General features: G+C 57.3%; 17 protein-coding genes. 2 read left to right on the forward strand and 15 right to left on the reverse strand.

Annotated features, from left to right (window positions below; all coding sequences use genetic code 11):
• Positions 1–22 precede the first annotated feature (22 nt).
• Complete coding sequence (locus GJT30_07680; protein MSM39484.1) at positions 23–1,843, forward strand: potassium transporter Kup; 1,821 nt, start codon at positions 23–25, stop codon at positions 1,841–1,843.
• Between the two features lie 15 nt (positions 1,844–1,858).
• On the opposite strand, the gene GJT30_07685 is transcribed toward GJT30_07680, so the two are convergent.
• The 15 genes from GJT30_07685 to hemW form a co-directional block, all read right to left on the reverse strand.
• Positions 1,859–4,141, reverse strand: coding sequence for a serine protein kinase PrkA (locus GJT30_07685; protein ID MSM39485.1), 2,283 nt, complete (start codon positions 4,139–4,141; stop codon positions 1,859–1,861).
• Positions 4,142–4,154: 13 nt separating this feature from the next.
• Positions 4,155–5,777, reverse strand: a complete 1,623-nt coding sequence (locus GJT30_07690) for a SpoVR family protein (GenBank protein MSM39486.1) — start codon at positions 5,775–5,777, stop codon at positions 4,155–4,157.
• 103 nt (positions 5,778–5,880) lie between these two features.
• Positions 5,881–7,239, reverse strand: a complete 1,359-nt coding sequence (locus GJT30_07695) for a DUF444 family protein (protein MSM39487.1) — start codon at positions 7,237–7,239, stop codon at positions 5,881–5,883.
• 41 nt (positions 7,240–7,280) lie between these two features.
• Complete coding sequence (locus GJT30_07700) at positions 7,281–9,338, reverse strand: serine protein kinase PrkA (GenBank protein ID MSM39488.1); 2,058 nt, start codon at positions 9,336–9,338, stop codon at positions 7,281–7,283.
• Positions 9,339–9,526: 188 nt separating this feature from the next.
• Positions 9,527–11,170 (reverse strand): chaperonin GroEL, encoded by a 1,644-nt coding sequence (gene groL / locus GJT30_07705; GenBank protein ID MSM39489.1) that lies wholly within the window; start codon positions 11,168–11,170, stop codon positions 9,527–9,529.
• Between the two features lie 176 nt (positions 11,171–11,346).
• On the reverse strand, positions 11,347–11,634 hold the full coding sequence (locus GJT30_07710; GenBank protein MSM39490.1) for a co-chaperone GroES: 288 nt from the start codon (positions 11,632–11,634) through the stop codon (positions 11,347–11,349).
• 133 nt (positions 11,635–11,767) lie between these two features.
• A complete protein-coding gene (locus tag GJT30_07715; GenBank protein ID MSM39491.1) occupies positions 11,768–12,334 on the reverse strand; it encodes a hypothetical protein in 567 nt (188 codons plus the stop codon).
• The gene (locus tag GJT30_07720; protein ID MSM39492.1) at positions 12,328–12,600 is read right to left on the reverse strand and encodes a DUF507 family protein; all 273 of its coding nucleotides are present in this window, start codon (positions 12,598–12,600) and stop codon (positions 12,328–12,330) included. Before GJT30_07720 ends, GJT30_07715 begins: the two co-directional genes overlap by 7 nt.
• A 70-nt stretch (positions 12,601–12,670) precedes the next feature.
• Positions 12,671–12,955 (reverse strand): DUF507 family protein, encoded by a 285-nt coding sequence (locus tag GJT30_07725; protein MSM39493.1) that lies wholly within the window; start codon positions 12,953–12,955, stop codon positions 12,671–12,673.
• Positions 12,956–13,051: 96 nt separating this feature from the next.
• The gene (locus GJT30_07730) at positions 13,052–13,567 is read right to left on the reverse strand and encodes a phospholipase (protein ID MSM39494.1); all 516 of its coding nucleotides are present in this window, start codon (positions 13,565–13,567) and stop codon (positions 13,052–13,054) included.
• Positions 13,568–13,626: 59 nt separating this feature from the next.
• Positions 13,627–14,751: a molecular chaperone DnaJ gene (gene dnaJ / locus GJT30_07735; GenBank protein ID MSM39495.1), complete on the reverse strand. Its 1,125-nt coding sequence runs from the start codon at positions 14,749–14,751 to the stop codon at positions 13,627–13,629.
• Between the two features lie 100 nt (positions 14,752–14,851).
• Entirely contained in the window at positions 14,852–16,765 is a 1,914-nt protein-coding gene (dnaK, locus tag GJT30_07740) for a molecular chaperone DnaK (protein MSM39496.1), read from the reverse strand.
• A 115-nt stretch (positions 16,766–16,880) separates the two neighbouring features.
• Positions 16,881–17,501, reverse strand: coding sequence for a nucleotide exchange factor GrpE (grpE, locus tag GJT30_07745; GenBank protein MSM39497.1), 621 nt, complete (start codon positions 17,499–17,501; stop codon positions 16,881–16,883).
• A complete protein-coding gene (hrcA, locus tag GJT30_07750) occupies positions 17,498–18,529 on the reverse strand; it encodes a heat-inducible transcription repressor HrcA (protein ID MSM39498.1) in 1,032 nt (343 codons plus the stop codon). The genes grpE and hrcA overlap by 4 nt, the downstream gene beginning before the upstream one ends.
• A gap of 117 nt (positions 18,530–18,646) precedes the next feature.
• Positions 18,647–19,792, reverse strand: coding sequence for a radical SAM family heme chaperone HemW (hemW, locus tag GJT30_07755; protein MSM39499.1), 1,146 nt, complete (start codon positions 19,790–19,792; stop codon positions 18,647–18,649).
• 164 nt (positions 19,793–19,956) lie between these two features.
• Here hemW and GJT30_07760 point away from each other — a divergent pair, with 164 nt between their 5' ends.
• On the forward strand, positions 19,957–20,736 hold the full coding sequence (locus GJT30_07760) for a carbon-nitrogen family hydrolase (GenBank protein MSM39500.1): 780 nt from the start codon (positions 19,957–19,959) through the stop codon (positions 20,734–20,736).
• Positions 20,737–20,775: the final 39 nt, after the last annotated feature.

Here is a 20,775-nt window from a genome sequence, read left to right on the forward strand (position 1 = left end):
TTCGCGAAAGGTCGTGGGTTCTATGGCTGATACGCAGAAAGATTCTTTCTGGGGGGGGATCGTCAAGGCGCTTGGGCTGGTCTTTGGCGATATCGGCACCAGTCCCATCTATACGCTTACGGTCATCTTTGCCCTGACCGAGCCGACCCGGGAAAATGTCTTCGGTATTCTTTCACTGGTTTTCTGGACCATGACCATCCTGGTGACGGGTGAGTATGCCTGGCTGGCCATGAGTTTGGGGAAAAAGGGGCAGGGTGGCGAGATTGTCCTGCGGGAGATCCTGGTCAAGCTGTTGAAATCCGGCCGCCTGCTGGCATTCGCCGGTTTCCTTTCTTTCCTCGGCGTATCGCTTCTGCTCGGCGATGGCGTCATTACCCCGGCCATCAGCATCATGTCCGCGGTCGAAGGGATGGTGCTGATTCCCGGCATGGAGAATCTTCGTCAGGGGGTTCTCGTCATGATAGCTGCGATCATTGCCATCACCCTGTTCGTGTTCCAGTCCCATGGTACCGACAAGGTTGCCCGGATCTTCGGTCCGATCATGGTCGTGTATTTCTCGGTCCTGTTTGTGTCGGGAATTGCATCTATTTCCCAGATGCCTGAGATCGTCGGGGCTATCAATCCCTGGCATGCCGTCAGGTTTTTTCAGCTCAACGGGGTTCCCGGATTTTTCGTTCTCTCGGAAGTGATCCTCTGTTCAACCGGCGGTGAGGCGCTGTATGCCGATATGGGGCACTTGGGCAAGAAACCGATCATCCGCGCCTGGTATTTCGTTTTTGTTGCTCTCTTCATAAATTACCTGGGGCAAGGTGTTTTTGTCATGACCCATCGAGGGGCAGCAAATCTTCTTTTCGGTATGGTCAAGGAACAAGCGCCATTCCTCTATATACCGTTTTTGATCCTCACCATCATGGCAACCATCATTGCCTCCCAAGCCATCATCAGCGGCGTTTTCTCCATTGTCTACCAGGGGATCACGACCCGGCTCATGCCGCTCATGAAGGTAAAGTATACGTCTACCCATCTCCAGTCGCAGATATATATATCTGCCGTCAACTGGGGGCTTATGTGTGCCGTTATCCTGATGATGCTGATCTTCCGCAAATCCTCGAACCTGGCGGCTGCCTATGGCATGGCAGTGACCGGCTCCATGACCATAACGGCAATCATGATGATCATGGTCTTTTCCCATACCACCAAGAAGTGGAAGGCGCCCATCGTTGCGGTCATAGCGGTGATAAACTTCCTGTATCTCCTGTCGACGTTCTCGAAGATTCCTCATGGGGCATACTGGTCGATTATTCTTTCGTCCATTCCTTTTGTTATTATCATAATATGGACTCGTGGCCAACGCTCCCTTTATCGGGCGATCAAACCCCTGGATATGGAGACGTTTCTGCTCAGCTACGAGCAGATATTTGCCAAGGGCAAGAATATCCCCGGGACTGCCCTCTTTTTTACCAAGGACCTCGATGTGGTTCCCCCCTACGTGGTCCACTGCATCATCCGTAGCAACATCATCTATGAACGGAACATTTTCATTTCCATCGTGCGCACTGATGAGCCATTTGGCGTCAAATCGTCATTGCTGACGGATGTCGGCACCGGACTCGATGGTTTTGAGATCAAGGCGGGCTACATGGAGATCGTCGAGATTGAACGTCTGCTTAAACAGAACTGCATCAAGGAGAAGGTCATCTTTTATGGCGTCGAAGATATTGCCACGCGAAACCCGGTCTGGCGCATCTTTTCGTTCATAAAGAAGGTTACTCCGAATTTTGTCCAATTTAACCATTTGCCCGCGAGCAAGCTGCAGGGGGTAGTGACGCGGGTTGAGATGTGAGACGGCGCTCAGGGGTCAGGTGAACTGGCGGGCCAGATCGTTGTCGATGACGTAGATGCAGACCTCCCTGGCACCATGCTTGGTGTAGCGGAACTTGCTGCAGAGGTTCTTGATCAGGAAGCTGACGTCGTTTCTGATCTTCTTGTCGTAGGTCTTGAATTCCTCCCGATCATAATCCTTGATGGCTCGCCGGAAGTTTTCGTTGGCCAGGAACGGGTCGAGGGCCTTGCCCTTCAGGTTATGCACGTAGCGGTCATGCAGGGCCAGGTAGAGCTTGGTTTCGTTGATCGGTTTGCCGAACATGATCTCCTGGGTCAGGGTTGAAGCGGTATACTCCTTCTGGGTCGCCTTGCGGAAGGCAAGGACCCTGTCTCGCTCTACTTGTTCGCCGAGCAGCCAGTGCTCGATCCCCTCGAAGAACCCCTCGTTGATCTCCAGCTTATCTCCGGTATAGGTGCAGTTCTGCACGGTATCCATCTCGAAGTTGACGGCAAAGAGATAGTTCTGGATATCCCTGGATATCTTCTCCTCGTTGTAATAGTAGAGCGATTCCTTGACCTCCTGGAGGATCGTGTAGTTGTACATGCGGAGCAGCGAGTCGAGGAACCCGGCAGGGATCTGAACGTTGAGTTCCGGATGCACCTTGGTGAAGAAATTGTCGAGGATCGCCATGGTGATCATCCGGTCCTTGCGGGCATAGGTGGAATAGAAGTCATTGAAGATCTTGATGGCATCCCGACCGGAAAAGCCCTGCCCCCCTTCGGCTTCGGATTCGGCGATGATCCGGCGGCGGCGCTTGGCTGTCAGGCGTTTTCGATCTTCTTCGAGCAGCCAGGGGGGGATGTGCCCCGTGTAGATCTCCATCTTCAACAGCTGCAGGTTTTCGTCGCAATAGAGACTGTATTTCTGGGGATCTTCGATCCATTCCAGCATTGCTTCTGAGCGGATGTTGAGCCGTGAGGAGATGATGACGCGGGCGAAATTGTGCAGGACCCTAGGGAGCAGGTTCAGGTCGATCTGCTTGCCGAAGATGTTGCGATAGATCTCCACTTCCGTATTAAGATCGAGGACATAGGGGATCTTGATGTATTCGAGCCGGTCGGAAAACGACTGGATGTTCTCGATGTTTTTCTTGTCTTCCGGATTCATGAGGGCAAGGAAGAGCGAATTGACGTTCTCCTCCAGGTCCTCGACCTTGTGAACCCCCTCGCTGACGATGTTGTGCAGTTCGATGAGCCGCTCCGTGTTGTGCCCCTTGATGTCCATCAGGGCATAGATCCCGTTGTTGGTTTTGGCATAGGTGGAAAAGAGGTATTTCACGGCATTGCTGTCCCGGAGCAGGGCGTTGGTCCGCTCCTGGAGCAGCTCGTTGGTCAGGATGTTCTGTTTGAGGGGGCGGTCGCCGGGGTTGAAGACGCTGACCCCTTCGCCCATGCGGCGGTTGCAGTAGTAGGGGCGTGCATAGACCATTCGGAAGACCTCTGCGGGGCTCTTGAGGCGGTGCAACAGGGCCTGGTAGAGGGAGCTGCAGATGGTGCACGGATTGGTGCGGAATACCCACTCGAATTCCTTTTCCGTAAAGAGTCGCCATTTTATCTCGTCATTGCGAAAGAGGTCGTCCAGGAAGGAGCGGCGGTGGTCCTTGGGGATGATCAAGAGGGGATTGTCGTGCGACGGGCAGGGGATGTCGATGTAATCCCCCCCTTCGATCAGGGTGTTCTTTGCGCCCATGATCTCTTCATGGGACAGCTCATACGCATCCAGGAGCGTGGAGAGCTTGTCGAGGAACTGGCTGGCCTCCTGCTTCCTATGGGAGGAGAGGATCCGCCGGTCGAGCCGCCAGACCACTTCGTACCGCATCCCTTCCTCGGTATTGGCGAACTGCTCGAACTTCATCAGCAGGTTGTTGAGAAACGTGCTTTTGCCGCTGCCCGGAGGGCCTTCGAAGATATAGATCTTGTTCTGCTGGGCTCCCCGCTTCCAGGCATCGACCAGGTTCACCAGGCGGTTGGCAAAGAGGCGGTCGGCGAAAAACGGGTGATCGGTCCCTTCGATGAAGAGCCGCCGGCAATCGTAATAGACATAGTGGATCGACTCGGGGTCGTCGGGATATTCGTCAATCCCTTCCTCGATATACCCCTTGACCATATCGTGGAAAACCTGGAAGACGTTGCGGATCATGCGGGTGGGATTGGCAGCCAGCAGATTGAGAAACTCATCAAACGGGATTGGGGTGTACTGCTTCCAGTCGTCGATGTTCTGATTGAGATTGCTGATGGCCTTTTCGATGCTGTTCATGACGTCTGCCTGTCTAGAGAACGGTTTTGGTGAGCTGGCGGTCCTTCATGGTATAGATGACCGTGTGCCAGGTTGCTTCCGGCTCTTCCATGCCGGCCCAGACATCTTCGGCAAGCTGGGGAGCAGTTACGACCTCGTTGGTCCGGAGCTTGACAGGCCCCCCCCAGAGGAATTCCAGTCCCATCATGGTGTTGGCGATGAATTCCTGTACCAGCGGCTGCCCTTCGTGATGGTGGTCGAGGAAGAGCCCTTCGTTCTTTTTTGTCTCGTCAACCGTGATGCAGGGGGGGTGATAGAGCGTATCCAGCAACATCTGGCGATACTGTTGGGCGCTACGGCTCTTTACATAGTACTCCCAGGTCATTTTTGCCTTGTTGAGGCGCTTGCCGGCGACGAACAGGCGGTGGCGGTCAACGAATTCCTGGTCCACATAATTGGTGAGAAACAGGAAGTCGGCGCAGTTTTCCCGCACCGAAAAGATGAAGTCCCGGCCGGTGGCGGTGCCTGCGTCAAAGCGCTTGCGCGTCTCGGCATCCAGAATTCGCTGGTAGTCGTAGGTGAGCTTCCCCTTGTCGGCTTGTTCTTCGATGAACTGGAACAGCCGCATCCCCAGTGCGTAAGGGTTGAGCCCCACGCGAGGCATCGATGTTACCCCGGCATGGACACGGGCGAATTCGACCTCGTGCCCTCTGATCCGTTCGTCTTTCAGGAACAGGGTTTCGTGCCAGTAGCTCGCCCATCCCTCATTCATGATCTTGGTGCGGATCTGCGGCTGGAAGTAGATCGAGGTCTTGCGTACGACCTCGACCACCGACTTCATCCACTTGTTTTCATCCCGGTTCAAAAACGGTGAATGTTCCATGAGGTACTGCAAAAGGTCAAGCCGGCCCTGCTGACCCGAACTCTGGCTTTTGGCGAAGACGGCATCGAATTCGGGGTATTTCCTGGTGACCTCGGCAAAGAAGGTATTTTCTCCGAGCTTGCCGAAGTTCTGCATGCATTCGTTGAACCGGTCTACCTCTTTGATGAAGTCGGAGATCTTCACCTGCTTCACCGATTGGATGAAGACGTCGAAATAGTAGTTGAGCCGACGGGACATGGTGTCGGCAGGCTGTCGGTGCAACTGGGAGAGTTCCTGGAAGTAGCCGACCTGGTTGTCGATGCCGCGGGCAAACTCGATGACATAGTCGACCCATCGACCATGTTCGGCCCGCAGGCGCGCGATGAGGCGCTTGTCGGTCAGGGCCTCGCCCGCCAGGTCGAAATCCCAGGTGTGGCGGAAGTAGAGGTTGTTCTGGAAAAAGTCGATATGGGCCAGCACGTGATAGAAGATCATCACGTTGAGCCAGTCCGGATTGTTGTCGTTGTAGAAGGAGATGGCCGGACGGGTATTGATGACGGTCTCGTAGGGATTGCCGGGGTAGAGTTCGTATTTGCCTTTTTCCTTGAGGACCTCAACGTCGTTGACCCAGTAGTCGTAGAGGGTCGGGATCATCATCTTGGGGGAGAGTTCCAAGAGATCGCGGTTGGTGACGATATATTCCAGCGACTCGTCCTGGAAGCGGAGTCCGGCAGCGCGAGCCCGCTCCTTGCATCCTTCCATGATCTGCTTGGTATGTTGATCGATGAGTTGCATGATAAGACCCAGGTTGAGGTTAAGGTTAAGATTTAGAGAAAGTGGATTCGTCCTTCCTAACCTTAACCTGTGAGCGTAGCGAACGAAAACCTTAGCCGGAAGCTCATGAAATGAGCTTCCGGATTCCCTCGATCAGCCGTGCCTCGTCGGCATCGTCTTTCATGACATCAAGTCGGATGATCTCCGGTTTTTCGTTGAGCAGCCCCGAGGCAAACAGGTACTTTTCCACCTCTGTGCGGCCGGGATTGTAGGGGTGCTCGGCAATGGTGATCCCTACCCTGCTGGCATAGGTGAGGATCTTCTTCAGCTCAGGAAGCGCCTCGCTGCCGTCGGTATCCCAATCGTCCCCGTCCGTGCCGTGGAAGACGTAGATATTGTAGTCCCGTGCCAGGTTTTCCTTTTCCACGATTTCATTCACCAGCCGATAGGCAGCCGCCACCCTGGTGCCGCCGGCCACCTGCAGGTTGTAGTAGGTATGGAAATCGGGGACCTCCCTGGCCTGGTCGTCGTGGAGGATGAAACGTGTTTCAACCTGGCGCTCGTACTGGTAGGTGAGCCAGCTGTAGATGAGGACATGCTGGGAGGCTACCAGTTCCGTGGCTTTGCCCGCCATGGAGCCCGAGTAATCCCGGAGGAAAAAGATCATGGCCTGGGATTCGTAATCCAGTTCCCGGGAGAGGATGCGGTAGACCTTGTCACGTGGAGAGATGAGGAAGCGGGTGGTGTCGATATCGTACAGGTCCGGGGCATTTCCCAGGGCGATGTTGGTTTCGAGAATCCGCCTGAGCGTGGCCTTCTTGTCCAGAATCTGGCCGAACCCACGGTTCTTGTCGGTCAGTTCATAGGTGTAGCGGGTAAGAGCGCTCTTCTTCCCCTTGTCCTTGAGATTGGGAAGCTCGAACTTCTCGGTCAGGATCTTGCCAATATCATATGCGCTGGACTCCAGTTCATGGGATTCTCCACCGCCATGTCCGGCTCCGCCGCCACCCTGGTCTCCTTCGGGGCGGACCGGCTGTTCGCCGATCACCTCGCCTTCTTCGCCGTCGCCACTTCCTCCTGATGCCCCTTCTTCTCCTGTGGGGCGGATGCGGTCATGGATGAACTTTTCCTCCACCGTGGTGGGGACCACCACGATTTTCGCCTTGTCGCCACGTCCCGGCTTGATCAAACGGCCGACACGGATTTTGCGCGGGAATCCATCCTGTTCCCGGCGGCGATCCCGCTCCAGGAGCTCTTCAAGCGAGCCGATACGGGTGGTGTATGACGCCTGTGGTTCAGATGCCTCCTGCAGGCAGCAGAAATCGTTCAGACCATGGAAGCCGTCTGGTAGCGGCTCTGCGAGCAGCTCCCGCGATTTGTGATGGCCATTGTCCGCCAGTTCCGCGCGTAGCAGGGCTTCCCGTTCCGGGGAAAGGCCCCGTTGCTTGAGCTGATCGAAGTATGTCTGCAGGGCATCATTCATAGTGACCGTCGTCGCCCATTCAGGGCGTAAGGAGTTTCTTTCTAGTTTTCATCTTCCTGGGTGCAGAAGTACTCGATGGTTTTTTCAGCACAGGTCCGGCAATAGTGCAACTTGTTCAGCATGGTTTCGATGATCCGGTCGTAGAGTTTCTGATTCTCCTCGTTGGTCCGGTTGGCCAGCGCCCCGATGAGGCTTCCTGCGCCGGCAATGTCGCTCTTCAGCCGCACATCGGTAACCGCCTTGACCAGCTCCAGGTTATCCATGAAGTCGTAGGAGGGCTCCACGGAGATTTTCTGGCCATAGATCTTGCGGATGGCGGTGCGGAAGGTTTCGCGCTGCTCCTCGGTCTTGAGGCCGAGACGTTCCTCGATGTTCCGCACGAAGCGCTCGTCGATCTTGAGCGCCTTCAGCTTGCCGGTCTGGGGGTCCTTGTATTTCCAGATCTTGTCCGGGCCCAGGTTTTCAGCATCGATGCCGATGACCATGTTGACATAGTTCATGACATCCTTGCGGATGGCAAAGGGCTCGTCCATGTAGGCATTGAACATTTCGGTCATGATCCGTTCGCGGTAGAGCCCTTTGGCGATCTTCAGGTCGTCCAGGTATTTGGCCCGGTCGCTCGCCTCGACCACGTAGTCGAGGATGACCCGCTCCAGGGCCTTGAAGGTGTCCAGGGCGACCATGCACCTGCCTTCGTTGGTCTCCGAGCTTTCGGCCATGAGCTGGATGGCCCGTCCCAGGTTCCGCTGGCCGAGACCCTTCTGTCCGAACCGCTTGGTGATGTCCGGTTCCTGGTTGAGGGTGTCGATCACCTCGGCAAGGGTCTTCATGCTCTTTTCGCCGGCGATTTCGCCGGCAGCCAGCTTCATGGTCTCCACCGGGGTGAGCTTTTCCGAGCGGGGGAGCCGTGAGAGGACCACGGAGACCGATCCGGCATAGTTCAGGTTCGGGTCCTGGTGCAGTTCTTCGCGGGTGATGGTGGTCTTGGTTTCGCTGCCGATGGCATAACTGGTCAGCTGCTCCTGCATCCGGTAATTGGTGTTGTGGGAAACGTAACAGATACGGCATCGGTCGATGATGGGGGCCTCTTCCTTTTCGGCAAGGAAGCGGTTGAATTCCGAGTTGTTGCTGGTGGCGATGATCAGGGTATCGATGGGCCACTTGTAGCCGTCCATTTCGATTACCCGGTTCTGGATGACCCCCAGGTAGACCTGCACCAGGTCCTTCTTGTTCTTGTAGATCTCGTCGGCAAAGTGGATGCCGCCACCGCCGACCCTGGCCAGGGCGCCGCGCCGCAGATCGAAGCGGTAGGGGTTGTTGGTATCGGTGATGTGCAGGAGCCGCTGGATCGATTCCTCTCCCAAAAGGTCGACGGCTGACGAGGTGATCTTGTCCTTGGCCGGGTACTTGCCGGTTATGGTGCCGAGGCTTTCGGAGAGCGGCACTGCCACGATATCGATATGGTTTGTCAGCATATCCTTGATATTGCCGTCGGCATGGATGCGGATGTCGTTCCAGATGTAATCGCTGCATGCGCCCAGAGGCCGGTAGTTCTCATAAAAGGTATCCAGCGTCTTGTCGGTGAAACCAAAGGTTTTGGCGAGGTAGGCCCTGGTCTGCGCCTGGTCGGGGAATAGATTCATGGCCAGGATCAAGGGGTCCTCATAGGTCTGGGATTCGATGGTGGCGATCCGGCCGTAACTCCCCAGTTTGTCCATATTGATGAAACGGAAGGTGTACTTGCGGTTCAATTCCTCGCTGAGGAATTCGCGATAGCGGGAGCAGAGAAACTCGACGAAAAAGGTCTTGCCGTTGCCGGGCTCGCCGACGAGGACAAAGGCCATTTCTTTGCTGGAGCCTCCTTCGGCGGCATCTTTCACAAAGGAGACGAAGCTGTTTATTTCGTCGAACATGCCGATGGGGTGCTTCCTGCCGGTGCGGAAGATCTTGAAGTCGTAGGTGGTTCTGCCGTTTACCACGACCTTTTCGATCTCATGTTCAAGAATCATCCGGGCTACGCCCTGAAAGGTGTTCTCAAATTTCCGCTTTCCTGCCTTGACCTCTTTCAGGTGATGCTCAAGGGTATGCTGAGCTGGCATACGTCCCTCCGTCGTGCAGTTCCTGGGATGAGTTCGCAACTTGTTTAGAAATTATTCACCTTCATCTCCTTTTTGCAAGCCCTGGCAGCCAGAATTATTGGGAAAAAACAAAAGGGAGCGGATCCTCGGATCCGCTCCCTTTGCGTGTGCGCTAAAGCAACGTGTTGTTTAACCGGGGTTTGTTCCGGTTACATCATGCCGCCCATACCACCCATGCCGCCCATGCCACCCGGCATTGCGGGCATTGCGGATTCATCTCTCGGCTTCTCGGCAACCATCGCCTCAGTGGTGAGCATGAGGCCGGCAACCGACGCTGCATTCTGCAGGGCGCAGCGGGAGACCTTGGTCGGATCGATGATCCCGGCCTTGAGCATGTCGGTGTACTCGTCATCGGCAGCGTTGTAGCCGAACGCATCGGTGCCGTTCCTGACCTTGTCGACGACGATCGAGCCGTCCACGCCGGCGTTCTGTGCGATCTGGCGGATCGGCTCTTCCAGGGAGCGCTTGATGACGTTGACGCCGAACTGCTGCTCGGTCGGGAGGCTGAGCCCGTTGAGGACCGACAGGGCGCGGATATAAGCGACGCCGCCTCCGGGGACGATCCCTTCGTCGACTGCAGCGCGGGTTGCGTGGAGTGCGTCCTCGACGCGTGCCTTCTTTTCCTTCATTTCGGTCTCGGTTGCAGCACCGACCTTGATCACGGCAACGCCGCCAACAAGTTTCGCCAGGCGCTCCTGGAGCTTTTCGCGATCATAGTCGCTGGTGGTTTCTTCAACCTGGGCGCGAAGCTGCTTGACGCGGCCCTGGATGTCTGCTTCCTTACCGTCGCCGTCGATGATGGTGGTGTTGTCCTTGTCGATGGTGATCCGCTTGGCAGTGCCGAGCTGGTCAAAGGTGGTCTGCTCAAGCTTGAAGCCGAGTTCCTCAGAGATCACGGTACCGCCGGTCAGGATGGCGATGTCTTCCAGCATGGCCTTGCGGCGGTCGCCGAAGCCGGGGGCCTTGACGGCGCAGATATTGAGAACGCCGCGCAGCTTGTTGACGACGAGCGTGGCAAGCGCCTCGCCTTCGATGTCCTCGGCGATGATCAAGAGCGGACGACCGGACTTGGCAGTTTGCTCCAGAACCGGGAGCAGGTCCTTCATGTTGCTGATCTTCTTGTCGTGGATCAGGATATTGGCGTTTTCCAGATTGACTTCCATCCGCTCCGGATCGGTGACAAAGTAAGGAGAAAGGTAGCCGCGGTCGAACTGCATCCCTTCAACGGTTTCCAGGCTGGTTTCCATGGCCTTGGCTTCTTCGACGGTGATGACCCCTTCCTTGCCGACCTTTTCCATGGCCTGGGCAATGATGTCTCCGATGGTCTTGTCGTTGTTGGCAGAGATGGTGCCGACCTGGGCGATTTCCTTGTGGTCCTTGATCGGCTTGGAGAGCTTCTGCAGTTCGGCGACGAGGGTTTCTACCGCCTTGTCGATGCCGCGCTTGATTTCCATCGGGTTGTGACCTGCTGCAACCAGCTTGGAACCCTGCTGGTAGATGGCCTGGGCCAGGACCGTCGCGGTGGTGGTGCCGTCACCGGCAACATCGGAAGTCTTGGAGGCAACCTCTTTCACCAGCTGGGCGCCCATGTTCTCGAACTTGTCTTCGAGTTCGATCTCCTTTGCAACCGTGACGCCGTCCTTGGTGATCAGCGGCGAGCCGAACGACTTGTCGATGATGACGTTGCGTCCCTTGGGACCGAGGGTAACCTTCACCGTATTGGCAAGGGTGTTGACCCCTTTGAGTATGGCATTGCGACCTTCCTGGTCAAACTTGATAATCTTTGCTCCCATGAAATGTATCCTCCTTGGTTCGATAATTTAATTCTGGCAGAAGCTGAAACGCGACACAGCAAAATGTACCAGCTGCAAGGCAGCGCAAGGGTTGAATCGCGAGGCGTACCTGGAAGGTACATTGAGTGGTTCGGCCCGTAGCGCAACGCCGCAGATGGTCATTTGGCGAAGTCGCCTTATTCCATGATGCCCAGGATGTCGTCTTCCCGCATGATGAGGAATTCCTCTCCCTCAACCTTGATTTCGGTGCCGGCATATTTGCCGAACAGCACCTTGTCGCCGGCTTTCACGTCGATGGGGATGATCTTGCCGTCTTCGGTCTTTTTGCCGTTGCCAACTGCTACGACTTCACCCTTTTGCGGCTTCTCCTTGGCGGTTTCGGGGATGAAGATTCCGCCTGCGGTCTTGCTCTCCTCTTCAAGCCTCTTGACGATGATGCGGTCCTGCAATGGTCTCAGTTTCATGCGTGTACATCTCCTTTCATTGAGTGAATAAATTGTTTGGTGGAAAAAAATTAGCACTCATGGATGGTGAGTGCTAATACGAGAGCCAATATAACCACCCCTCTCTAAAAAATCAAGGGCCTTGTCGAAAAAATTATTTTCGGTTGGCGAGGGCGGTGATGACCTTGCTGGCGAGTTCGCGGGCCAGTCTTCGAGCCAGTTTCAGTTTTTCCTTTTCCAGGGTCGACTGATCATGGTCGAAGAAACCGTCCAGTGGGAGAAAGACCTCAAAAGTGGGGGCAGTCTTGCCCGGTTCGGTGAGGGATATTCTTGAACGGATGCGGAGTTCGGTCTGGCAGCATCCGGAGTTTTCGACATAACTCCAGAGTTCGCCGCTCAGGTAGGTCTGCTTGGCCAGCCATTCCTTGTCGACGTCGCCGAGATCGCCCTTGATGATTTCGAAGAGATGGATGCCGGCTTGGTCCCTCTTTTCGTTGAGAACATCCACCAGTTCGTTGAAGACGGTCTCCTGAAGGTCGGCAGGCACGAGCGTGCTGCTGAAGGGGATGACATAGACCGTTTCGAGCTCTGCCGGCGGCTTGAAGTCAGGTTTGACCTCGACGCGGGGACGGGGGCCGCAGCCGCCCAGCAGCAGGAGGAGCATGGCAATGACGAGCAACGGGCATATCCTGAGCAGCATGGTACAGCGACTTTTTACCATTTCCTCTTTGCCATCTCTTCCTGGAAGAATTTCTGGTACAGCACTTCCCAATCGCGGCTGCCCGGGACCTTTGCCTGCGCATAGGACGCGAGTTTTTTCCTGACCACGCCATCCACTTCCTCATTAACAGAGAAATAGCCGGTCAGCGACTGCTTGATCAAGGCCAGTGCCCGGGCTTCGTCGGGGAAATCGGCCAGGTCGTCCCCCCAGATCTTGTCCATGATCTTGTGGGCCAGGTGGGATATCCGGTCTTCGCTTATTTTCATATGGTTCCCCGTGGGTGTTCGTGGCGTTCTGCGTATGGCAGGGCTGCTGCAAGGCGTGCCCCGGTACCGGTCAAAGGACGATCTTGCGTTCTTTTGCCAGTTTTTCCTTGATCATCCTGAGCATCTTGTGGCGGTCGATCTCTCCGCCACCCCCGGTAGCGCGAAGGGTCTTTTCCAGAAGCGCCTCGGCGTCCTTTTCCAGGGAGTCCTCAGCCTTCAGGTCGGCAGTAATGGCTGCCCGGATAGCGGTCAGGATGCTGCCGCGCTCAGCTTTGAGCTGCACCAGTCCGCTCTGGGAAAGGTCGTTCATGACCTTCTCGGCGATCCGCGCTACTTGTTCGTCCTTGAGATGCATGATGATCCTTTTCCCGCAGGGGATGACGTTCCGGTGTTATTGTACAGATTCCGTTGCCAATTGCAACGCGTCTGCTGCAGCCTCTTTGTCCGTGGACTAGAGGCGGTCGAGGTACGCCTTGGCTTCTGCTGCGAGTTCGGGCGAATCAAGCAGCACGGAGAGCTCGTTGTTGTGCAGCAGGGCGCTCTGGGTGAGGTTGTGGCTGCCAAGATAGACGTAACGGCTGTCGATGATGGCTACCTTGGTGTGGGTGGTTGTCCGCGGTGAATCGAAAAAGACCTTGATGCCTGCGCGACTCAGGATGGCTGCGGTACGGTGATTGCTTTCGTTGAGAGAGCTCCGGTTGTCGCCGGATTCCCGTTCCAGCAGCACGGTCACATCTACTCCGCGTTTTTTCGCACGGGTCAGCTCCTCGGCAATACGCAGGGGCAGGTTGCTACGGGCATCGGTTGTCTTGAAAAGGAAATAGGAAAAGACGATGCTGGTGCGTGCCGAACGGACACCCTGGAGAAGGGCTTCGGAAAATTCCCGGTTCCGGAGCAGGGTTGTGCGGGTGGCAAAGGTTCCTGCAACGGCAATATCGCAGGTCAGTGCGCAGGCGAGCAGTAGCATGACCGCCCGGCGAATAACCGGTTGCAGGCGGCCTGCGCCCGTTGATCCGGCAATGGAGATCACTTCAGGATATCCATGACCTTGTCGAAGAAGCCCTTCCGCATGGGGTGCACATCCTCACCGCTGATGCGGGCGAATTCCTCCAGGAGGTCGCGCTGCTGCCGGTTGAGGTTGGTCGGGGTCTCAACCCGCATGATCACCAGCTGGTCGCCACGGCCATAACCCTGCAGGACCGGAATCCCCTTGCTGCGGAGACGGAAGATCCTTCCCGATTGCGTCCCTTCGGGGATCTTCAGGGAGACTTGCCCTTCCAGAGTCGGTATCTCGATCTCACAGCCCAGGGCTGCCTGGGTGAAGCTGATAGGGATTTCGCAGAGGACGTCGTTCCCCTCGCGGGTAAAGAGCGGATGCTCCTTGACGTTGATCAGGACATAGAGATCGCCGTTGGGGCCTCCCTTGGTTCCCTGGCCCCCCTCGCCGGACAGCTTGAGCCGGTTGCCCGTCTCCACACCGGGAGGAACCTTGACGGAAAGGGTCTTGGAATCCTTGACGCTGCCGGTTCCGCGGCAGGTGGCGCAGGGGCTGTCAACGACCCGGCCTTCCCCGTTGCAGTGGTTGCAGGTCCTGCTTACGCTGAAAAAGCCCTGCTGGAATCTGACTTGCCCGGCACCGCGACAGGTGGGGCAGGTCTTGGGCTCGGTGCCCGGTTTGGCGCCGGAACCGCCGCAGGTGGCGCAACGTTTGGCATAGGGGACATCGATCTTTGTTTCCAGCCCGTTGGCGGCGTCCTCGAACTTGATGTCCAGGGTGTACTGCAGGTCGTCGCCACGTCTGCCGCGGCTCCGCTGACGACCGTCTCCGCCGAAGATATCGCCGAAGATGTCGGAAAAGATGTCACTGAAGGGGGTACCTGCGCCGAAACCGAAACCGCCTCCCGAGAAACCGCCCGCATTGACCCCGGCATGGCCGAACTGGTCGTACTGAGCCCGCTTCTGGGCATCAGAGAGGACTTCATAAGCCTCGGAGAGCTCTTTGAATTTGTCCTCTGCCGCCTTGTCTCCCGGGTTTTTGTCCGGATGGAACTGGATCGCCAGTTTGCGGTAGGCCTTCTTGATCTCGATGTCCGATGCATTGCGGTGGACTTCGAGCACCTCGTAGTAATCGCGTTTATCTCCGTTGGCCAAGATCGTTTCCTTGTCGGGCAAAAGGCAAAAGGCCAAAGGGATAGGGGAGTGAGTGAACCTCCCCTATTCCTTCAGCCCCGGACCTCAAGCAAAATGTTGGTTACTTCTTGTCGTCCTTCACTTCCTCGAAGTCGGCATCCACCACCTTTTCGCCCTTGGCGGTGCTGTCGGCTTCCTCGGCATGTCCCGGTTGTTCGCCAGCGCCGGCCTGGGTCTTTGCATAGACCGCTTCGGCCAGTTTGTGGGATGCCTGCATCAGTTCGTCGCTGGCCTTTTTGATGGTGTCGAGATCGTTCCCGTCCATTACCTTCTTGAGGTTGGCCACGGCAGCCTCGATCTTTGCCTTTTCTTCGGCATCGATCTTGTCGCCGAACTCCTTGAGGGATTTTTCCGTGGAGTAGGCGAGGCTGTCGGCCTGGTTGCGGGCCTCGATCAGTTCGCGCTTCTTCTTGTCCTCGGAGGCGTGGGCCTCCGCTTCCTTGACCATCTTGTCGATCTCGTCCTTTGAGAGACCGCTGGATGCGGTGATCCGGATCGACTGCTCCTTGCCGGTACCCAGGTCTTTTGCCGACACATGGACAATACCGTTGGCATCGATATCGAAGGTGACCTCGATCTGGGGTACGCCGCGCGGTGCCGGCGGGATGCCGGTCAGTTCGAAATTCCCCAGGGTCTTGTTGTCCGCGGCCATTTCACGCTCGCCCTGCAGGACGTGGATCGTGACTGCCGGCTGGTTGTCGGCGGCAGTGGAAAATACCTGGGATTTGCGGCAGGGGATGGTGGTGTTTTTTTCAATCAGCCTGGTCATCACGTTGCCCAGGGTCTCGATTCCCAGCGACAGCGGGGTAACGTCAAGGAGCAGGACGTCCTTGACGTCTCCCTTGAGCACACCCCCCTGGATGGCCGCGCCGATGGCCACGACCTCGTCGGGGTTGACGCCTTTGTTGGGCACTTTGCCGAAGATGTCCTGAACCCGCTTCTGAACCGAAGGCATTCTGGTCATACCGCCGACCAGGATCACCTCGTCAACCTCGGATGGAGAAAGCCCGGCATCCTTGAGGGCGGTGCGGCAGGGGCCTTCCAGCTTGTCCAGCAGTTCGGCGCAGAGCAGTTCCAGCTTGGCGCGGGTCAGTTTCAGGTTCAGGTGCTTGGGGCCGCTGGCGTCTGCCGTGATGAACGGCAGGTTGATGTCGGTCTCCATGGAGGAGGAGAGCTCGCACTTGGCTTTTTCCGCTGCTTCCTTGAGACGCTGGAGCGCCATCTTGTCACTGCGCAGGTCAATCCCCTGGTCCTTCTTGAACTCGTCGGCGATCCAGTCGATCACCTTCTGGTCGAAGTCCTCGCCACCCAGGAAGGTATCGCCGTTGGTCGCCTTGACCTCGAAGACGCCGTCACCCAGCTCCAGGATGGAGATATCAAAGGTGCCGCCCCCCAGGTCGAAAACGGCGATCTTTTCGTCCTTCTTCTTGTCCAGGCCATAGGCCAGGGCTGCGGCGGTCGGCTCGTTGATAATGCGCAGGACGTTGAGGCCGGCGATCTTGCCGGCATCCTTGGTGGCCTGGCGCTGGGAGTCGTCGAAGTATGCCGGCACGGTGATGACCGCGTCGGTAACCGTCTCGCCCAGGTAATCCTCTGCGGTCTTCTTCATCTTCTGCAGCACCATGGCGGAAATTTCCGGGGGTGAATACTTCTTGTCCCGTACCTCGACCCAGGCATCGCCGTTGTCCGCCTTGACGATCTTGAACGGCGAGATGGCGATGTCCCTGCGGACCGCCTCGGTGTCGAACTTGCGTCCGATCAGGCGCTTGATGGCGAACAGGGTGTTTTCCGGGTTGGTGACAGCCTGGCGTTTGGCCTGCTGGCCAACCGGGCGCTCACCGCTCTCGGTGAAGGCCACCATTGAAGGCGTGGTGCGACTTCCCTCAGAGTTGGCTATGACAACCGGCTCACCCCCTTCCATGATGGCTACGCAGGAGTTGGTGGTGCCGAGGTCGATTCCGATCACTTTGCTCATGTGTTGTCTCCTCTGGATTTCTTTGGTTCATTGATGAAAAGCTAGGTATCCCCGCTGGAAAAAACAAGGGGGGATACAAAAATATCTTTACCTTACGCGATTGGCCGTAGCGCCGCTATTTTGCACCGCAGGCAACGGTGACCATGGCCGGCCTGAGCAGCCGCTCGTTGAGCAGATACCCTTTCTGGTAAATGTCGACGATGGTGTTGGCAGGCTGGTCGGGACAATCCACCTGGCTCATTGCCTGGTGCAGTGCCGGATCGAAGGGGCTGCCTTTCTCGGCGGCCACTGCCGTGACGCCGAATTTTTTCAACGACGCCTGCAGCATTTCGAGGGTCATCCGGACGCCGACTATGACCGGGTCTTTGTTGTCGTCGGCAACATGATCGAGTGCCCGCTCCATGTTGTCAATGGCTGGCAATATCTCCAGGAGGAGGCTTTCGGTGCCGTATTTGAGGAGTTCTTCCTTTTCCTTCTGGACACGCTTGCGGTAGTTCTCCAGGTCGGCCCGTTCACGCAGATATCTGTCCCAGTTGGCGGCCGCTTCGATCTCCTTTGCGGCAAGGGCCTCTTCCAGTTCTTTGACGCGATCCGTCCCTGCCGGAGTCGCCTCCTGTCCTGTAACTTCCGTTTGTTCTTCAGCCATATCGTGCTGTTCCTTCGGGGAGGAACCCTGTTTTTTCTTTTCCACGCTGCTTTCTCCTTTAATCGTTACGCGCGGCCCCTGCCGGATCATTCGCTTTCGAGAAGGCGGCTGACCAGTCGGGCCGTATAGTCGACAATCGGGATGACCTTGGCGTACCCCATGCGGGTAGGCCCGATAACTCCCAGCACACCGATGGAATTGCGACCGGTCCGGTATGTCGAGGTGATCAGGCTGATGTCGCTCATCTGGCTCACTCGTGACTCGGAACCGATGAAAATATTGATGCCGTCGGCATCCATACAGCGATTGAGCAGATTGACCAGCTGGTTCTTTTCCTCAAAGGCCCGGAATATCTCCTTCATCCGCCCGATATCGGCGAACTCGGGGACATCCATGATGTTGACCCGGCCTTCAAGGAAGATCTCCGAATCCGCATCCCCCACGGTCTGCTGGGAAAGCTCCAACGCCTTGGCCATGAGGCGGTCGTAGCGGGTTTTTTCGTTCTCCATCTCCTCGACGATGCGGCTCTTGATCTGGGCGATGGTCAGCCCCTGGAGCAGGCCGTTGAGGTAGTTGGTCATCCGGTTCAGGTCATCGGCCGAGATATCCTCGTCGGATTCGATGATCTTGTTCTGCACCGTACCGGATTGTGCTACCAGGATGACCAGAATCCGCCGGCCGGAGAGCTGGACGAATTCGATCTGGCGCAGTACCGCAGCCGTGAAGCGGGGCGCCACGACGACCCCCATGTAGTGGGAGATGTAGGAGAGCATCTTGCTGGTATCGCGCAGGACGGAACCGATATCGCGGCCGTTGATGCGGCAGCGGCGGCGGATTTCATCCCGTTCGCTCCTGCTCACCTGACGGACTGCCAGCAGTGAATCCACGTAGAAGCGGTAGGCCTTGTCCGTCGGAACGCGGCCGGCAGAGGTATGGGGCGATGCAAGAAAACCCATCTCCTCCAGGTCGGACATGACATTGCGGACCGTGGCCGGCGACAGGGCAAAGGGATGCCGCCGGGTGATGGTCCTGCTCCCCACCGGTTCCGCCGTTATGATATAGTCCTCGATGATTGCTTCGAGGATCTGCTTGCTGCGCTCGTTTAGATCGTCCAGCATGGGTCACCGAAAAAAATTAGCACTCCTTGGTGCAGAGTGCTAAACCTGGTGATAAGGTAATGACCAATGCCTTCTTTGTCAAGGCATTTCAAGAAAAAAAGACGGGACAAACAAGGTTCAGACAAAGGATGCGAAGACCCGGTTGGCCAGGAGTAGCCCCTTTTTGGTGAGGTTGATGCGGCCGCCCTTTTCCTGCAGCAGGCCGTCCGTGAAATGTCGTTTCAGGGCGCCGGGGTAGGCCGTCTCCAGCGACTCGCCGAATTCTGCTGCAAAGGCCGCCGGATCGATCCCCTCCAGCAGCCTGAGCCCCAGAAAGACGGCCTCGCCCATGGCATCCCGGCGGGAGAGCCGCATGGCCTGCTCATCCGGAAGGGTACCGGTGTCGAGCACATGCAGGTAATCGAGCGGTGCCGTGGGATTGTTCCAACGCCGCCCGAAGAGGGGTTCGCGCAGGAACGAGTGGGCGGCAGCGCCGAAGCCGAGGTAGTTGCCCCGCTGCCAGTAGACCTGGTTGTGCCGGGACCGGCGGCCGGGCCGGGAAAAATTGGAGATTTCGTACTGTGCATACCCTTCTGCGGGCAGCAGTTCCATGGTCGTTTCCAGCATCCGGGCTGCGATCTCATCGTCAGGGAGCTCCAGCTCCCCCTGCTCCATCATGGCGTGAAACGGCGTTCCCTCCTCGATGCTCAGACCATAGGCCGAGATATGCTCCGGGCCGAGTGCAACTGCCTCTGCCAGCGTCTGTTCCCAGGCGGTCAGGCTCTGGCCGGGGAGCGAGTGGATCAGGTCGATCCCCAGGTTGTCGAACCCTGCCGCACGGGCCATGGCCACTGCCTGCCTGGCTTCGGCTGCCGAATGGATACGCCCCAGCATCTCCAGCAGACCATCATCCAGGGACTGTACCCCCAGTGACAGCCGATTGACCCCTGCCGAACGGTAACCGGCAAGGCTCTCCAGGGTAACCGTCCCGGGGTTTGCCTCCAGGGTGATCTCCGCCGTGGCGGAAAGGGCGTAGTGCTCTGCCGCTGCGTCGATCAGCGACCCGATCAGGTGTGGAGCCAGGAGCGACGGGGTCCCGCCGCCGATATAGAGTGTTGACGTTTCCGGCTGTCGGGGAAAGGATTGACGACGCAACGTCATTTCCCGCAGCATGGCTGCAACGTATTCTTCGGGGGGTATGGACGACCCGGCCAGGGAGGCAAAGTCGCAGTACCGGCATTTCCTGGTGCAGAAGGGGATGTGAACGTAGAGGGAGAGCCGCATTCTCCAATGATAGGGGATTTATTGCGAAAAAGTCCAAACGTAATTTGTTTCCATCCGGGAACTCCGGATGGAAACTATTAAACTCATATTGAAAAGAGTGCTTCTTGCAGTTACACTGGGCTGCCGGAAGAGGCTCAACATGCGGAATGTGAAAGGAGATGTCAATGTCCCGATCTGTCAGGGCGGCAGCCATCCAGTTCAATATCAGGCTCGGCGATATCGATGCCAATGTGGCGACCGTTCGGGAGGCTGTGGCCAGGGTTGCTGCGCAGGGCTGCCAGTTGGCAGTGCTACCCGAGGTCTGGAGCAGCGGCTTTGCCTACCGGGAGCTGAACGAGCTGGCGCGCCGGACCCCCGAGCTGGTGGAGGAGATGGGGCGGTTGTCGGCCGAGTACGGGATGGTGCTGGTGGGGAGTCTGCCCGAGCCGGATGGCGACAAGGTTTGCAATACCGCATACATCCTCGATCAGGGGAACCTGGCCGGGAAGTATCGCAAGATTCACCTCTTTTCCCTGATGAACGAGGATCGCTCCTTTACCGGCGGCGACCACTGGGTGGTGGCGGACACCAGTGCCGGCCGGATCGGTGTTTTTATCTGTTATGACCTCCGTTTTCCCGAGCTGGCGCGCCGGTTGGCGGTTGAGGGGGCCGAGATCCTGGTGGTACCCGGCGAATGGCCGAAACCGAGGGAGGAGCACTGGCGGACCCTGCTGCGGGCCCGCGCCATTGAGAACCAGCTCTTCCTGGTGGCGGCAAACTGCTGCGGGGTGACCGGGAAGCTGGACTTTTTCGGTTCGAGCCTGATCGTCGGTCCCAAGGGGGAGCTCTTGGCCGAGGGGGGGTACGAGCCGGCCGAGCTGGTGACTGACCTGGACTTCGCCGGGATGGAGAAGTGGCGCGAGCAGATTACCTGTTTCAGGGATCGCAAGCCGGAATGCTATTAACCTGGGGCCGCTGGCGGGGGGAAATGGGATAACCGCCAG

The organism is Geobacter sp. (genome assembly GCA_009684525.1).
In the GTDB taxonomy this organism is placed as follows: domain Bacteria; phylum Desulfobacterota; class Desulfuromonadia; order Geobacterales; family DSM-12255; genus Geoanaerobacter.

Bases quoted from the DNA above. Each gene is read 5' to 3' on its own strand.
- GJT30_07680 (MSM39484.1), top strand. From the start codon at position 23: ATGGCTGATACGCAGAAAGATTCTTTCTGGGGGGGGATCGTCAAGGCG.
- GJT30_07685 (MSM39485.1), bottom strand. From the start codon at position 4,141: ATGAACAGCATCGAAAAGGCCATCAGCAATCTCAATCAGAACATCGAC.
- GJT30_07690 (MSM39486.1), bottom strand. From the start codon at position 5,777: ATGCAACTCATCGATCAACATACCAAGCAGATCATGGAAGGATGCAAG.
- GJT30_07695 (MSM39487.1), bottom strand. From the start codon at position 7,239: ATGAATGATGCCCTGCAGACATACTTCGATCAGCTCAAGCAACGGGGC.
- GJT30_07700 (MSM39488.1), bottom strand. From the start codon at position 9,338: ATGCCAGCTCAGCATACCCTTGAGCATCACCTGAAAGAGGTCAAGGCA.
- groL (MSM39489.1), bottom strand. From the start codon at position 11,170: ATGGGAGCAAAGATTATCAAGTTTGACCAGGAAGGTCGCAATGCCATA.
- GJT30_07710 (MSM39490.1), bottom strand. From the start codon at position 11,634: ATGAAACTGAGACCATTGCAGGACCGCATCATCGTCAAGAGGCTTGAA.
- GJT30_07715 (MSM39491.1), bottom strand. From the start codon at position 12,334: ATGGTAAAAAGTCGCTGTACCATGCTGCTCAGGATATGCCCGTTGCTC.
- GJT30_07720 (MSM39492.1), bottom strand. From the start codon at position 12,600: ATGAAAATAAGCGAAGACCGGATATCCCACCTGGCCCACAAGATCATG.
- GJT30_07725 (MSM39493.1), bottom strand. From the start codon at position 12,955: ATGCATCTCAAGGACGAACAAGTAGCGCGGATCGCCGAGAAGGTCATG.
- GJT30_07730 (MSM39494.1), bottom strand. From the start codon at position 13,567: ATGCTACTGCTCGCCTGCGCACTGACCTGCGATATTGCCGTTGCAGGA.
- dnaK (MSM39496.1), bottom strand. From the start codon at position 16,765: ATGAGCAAAGTGATCGGAATCGACCTCGGCACCACCAACTCCTGCGTA.
- grpE (MSM39497.1), bottom strand. From the start codon at position 17,501: ATGATCCGGCAGGGGCCGCGCGTAACGATTAAAGGAGAAAGCAGCGTG.
- hrcA (MSM39498.1), bottom strand. From the start codon at position 18,529: ATGCTGGACGATCTAAACGAGCGCAGCAAGCAGATCCTCGAAGCAATC.
- hemW (MSM39499.1), bottom strand. From the start codon at position 19,792: ATGCGGCTCTCCCTCTACGTTCACATCCCCTTCTGCACCAGGAAATGC.
- GJT30_07760 (MSM39500.1), top strand. From the start codon at position 19,957: ATGTCCCGATCTGTCAGGGCGGCAGCCATCCAGTTCAATATCAGGCTC.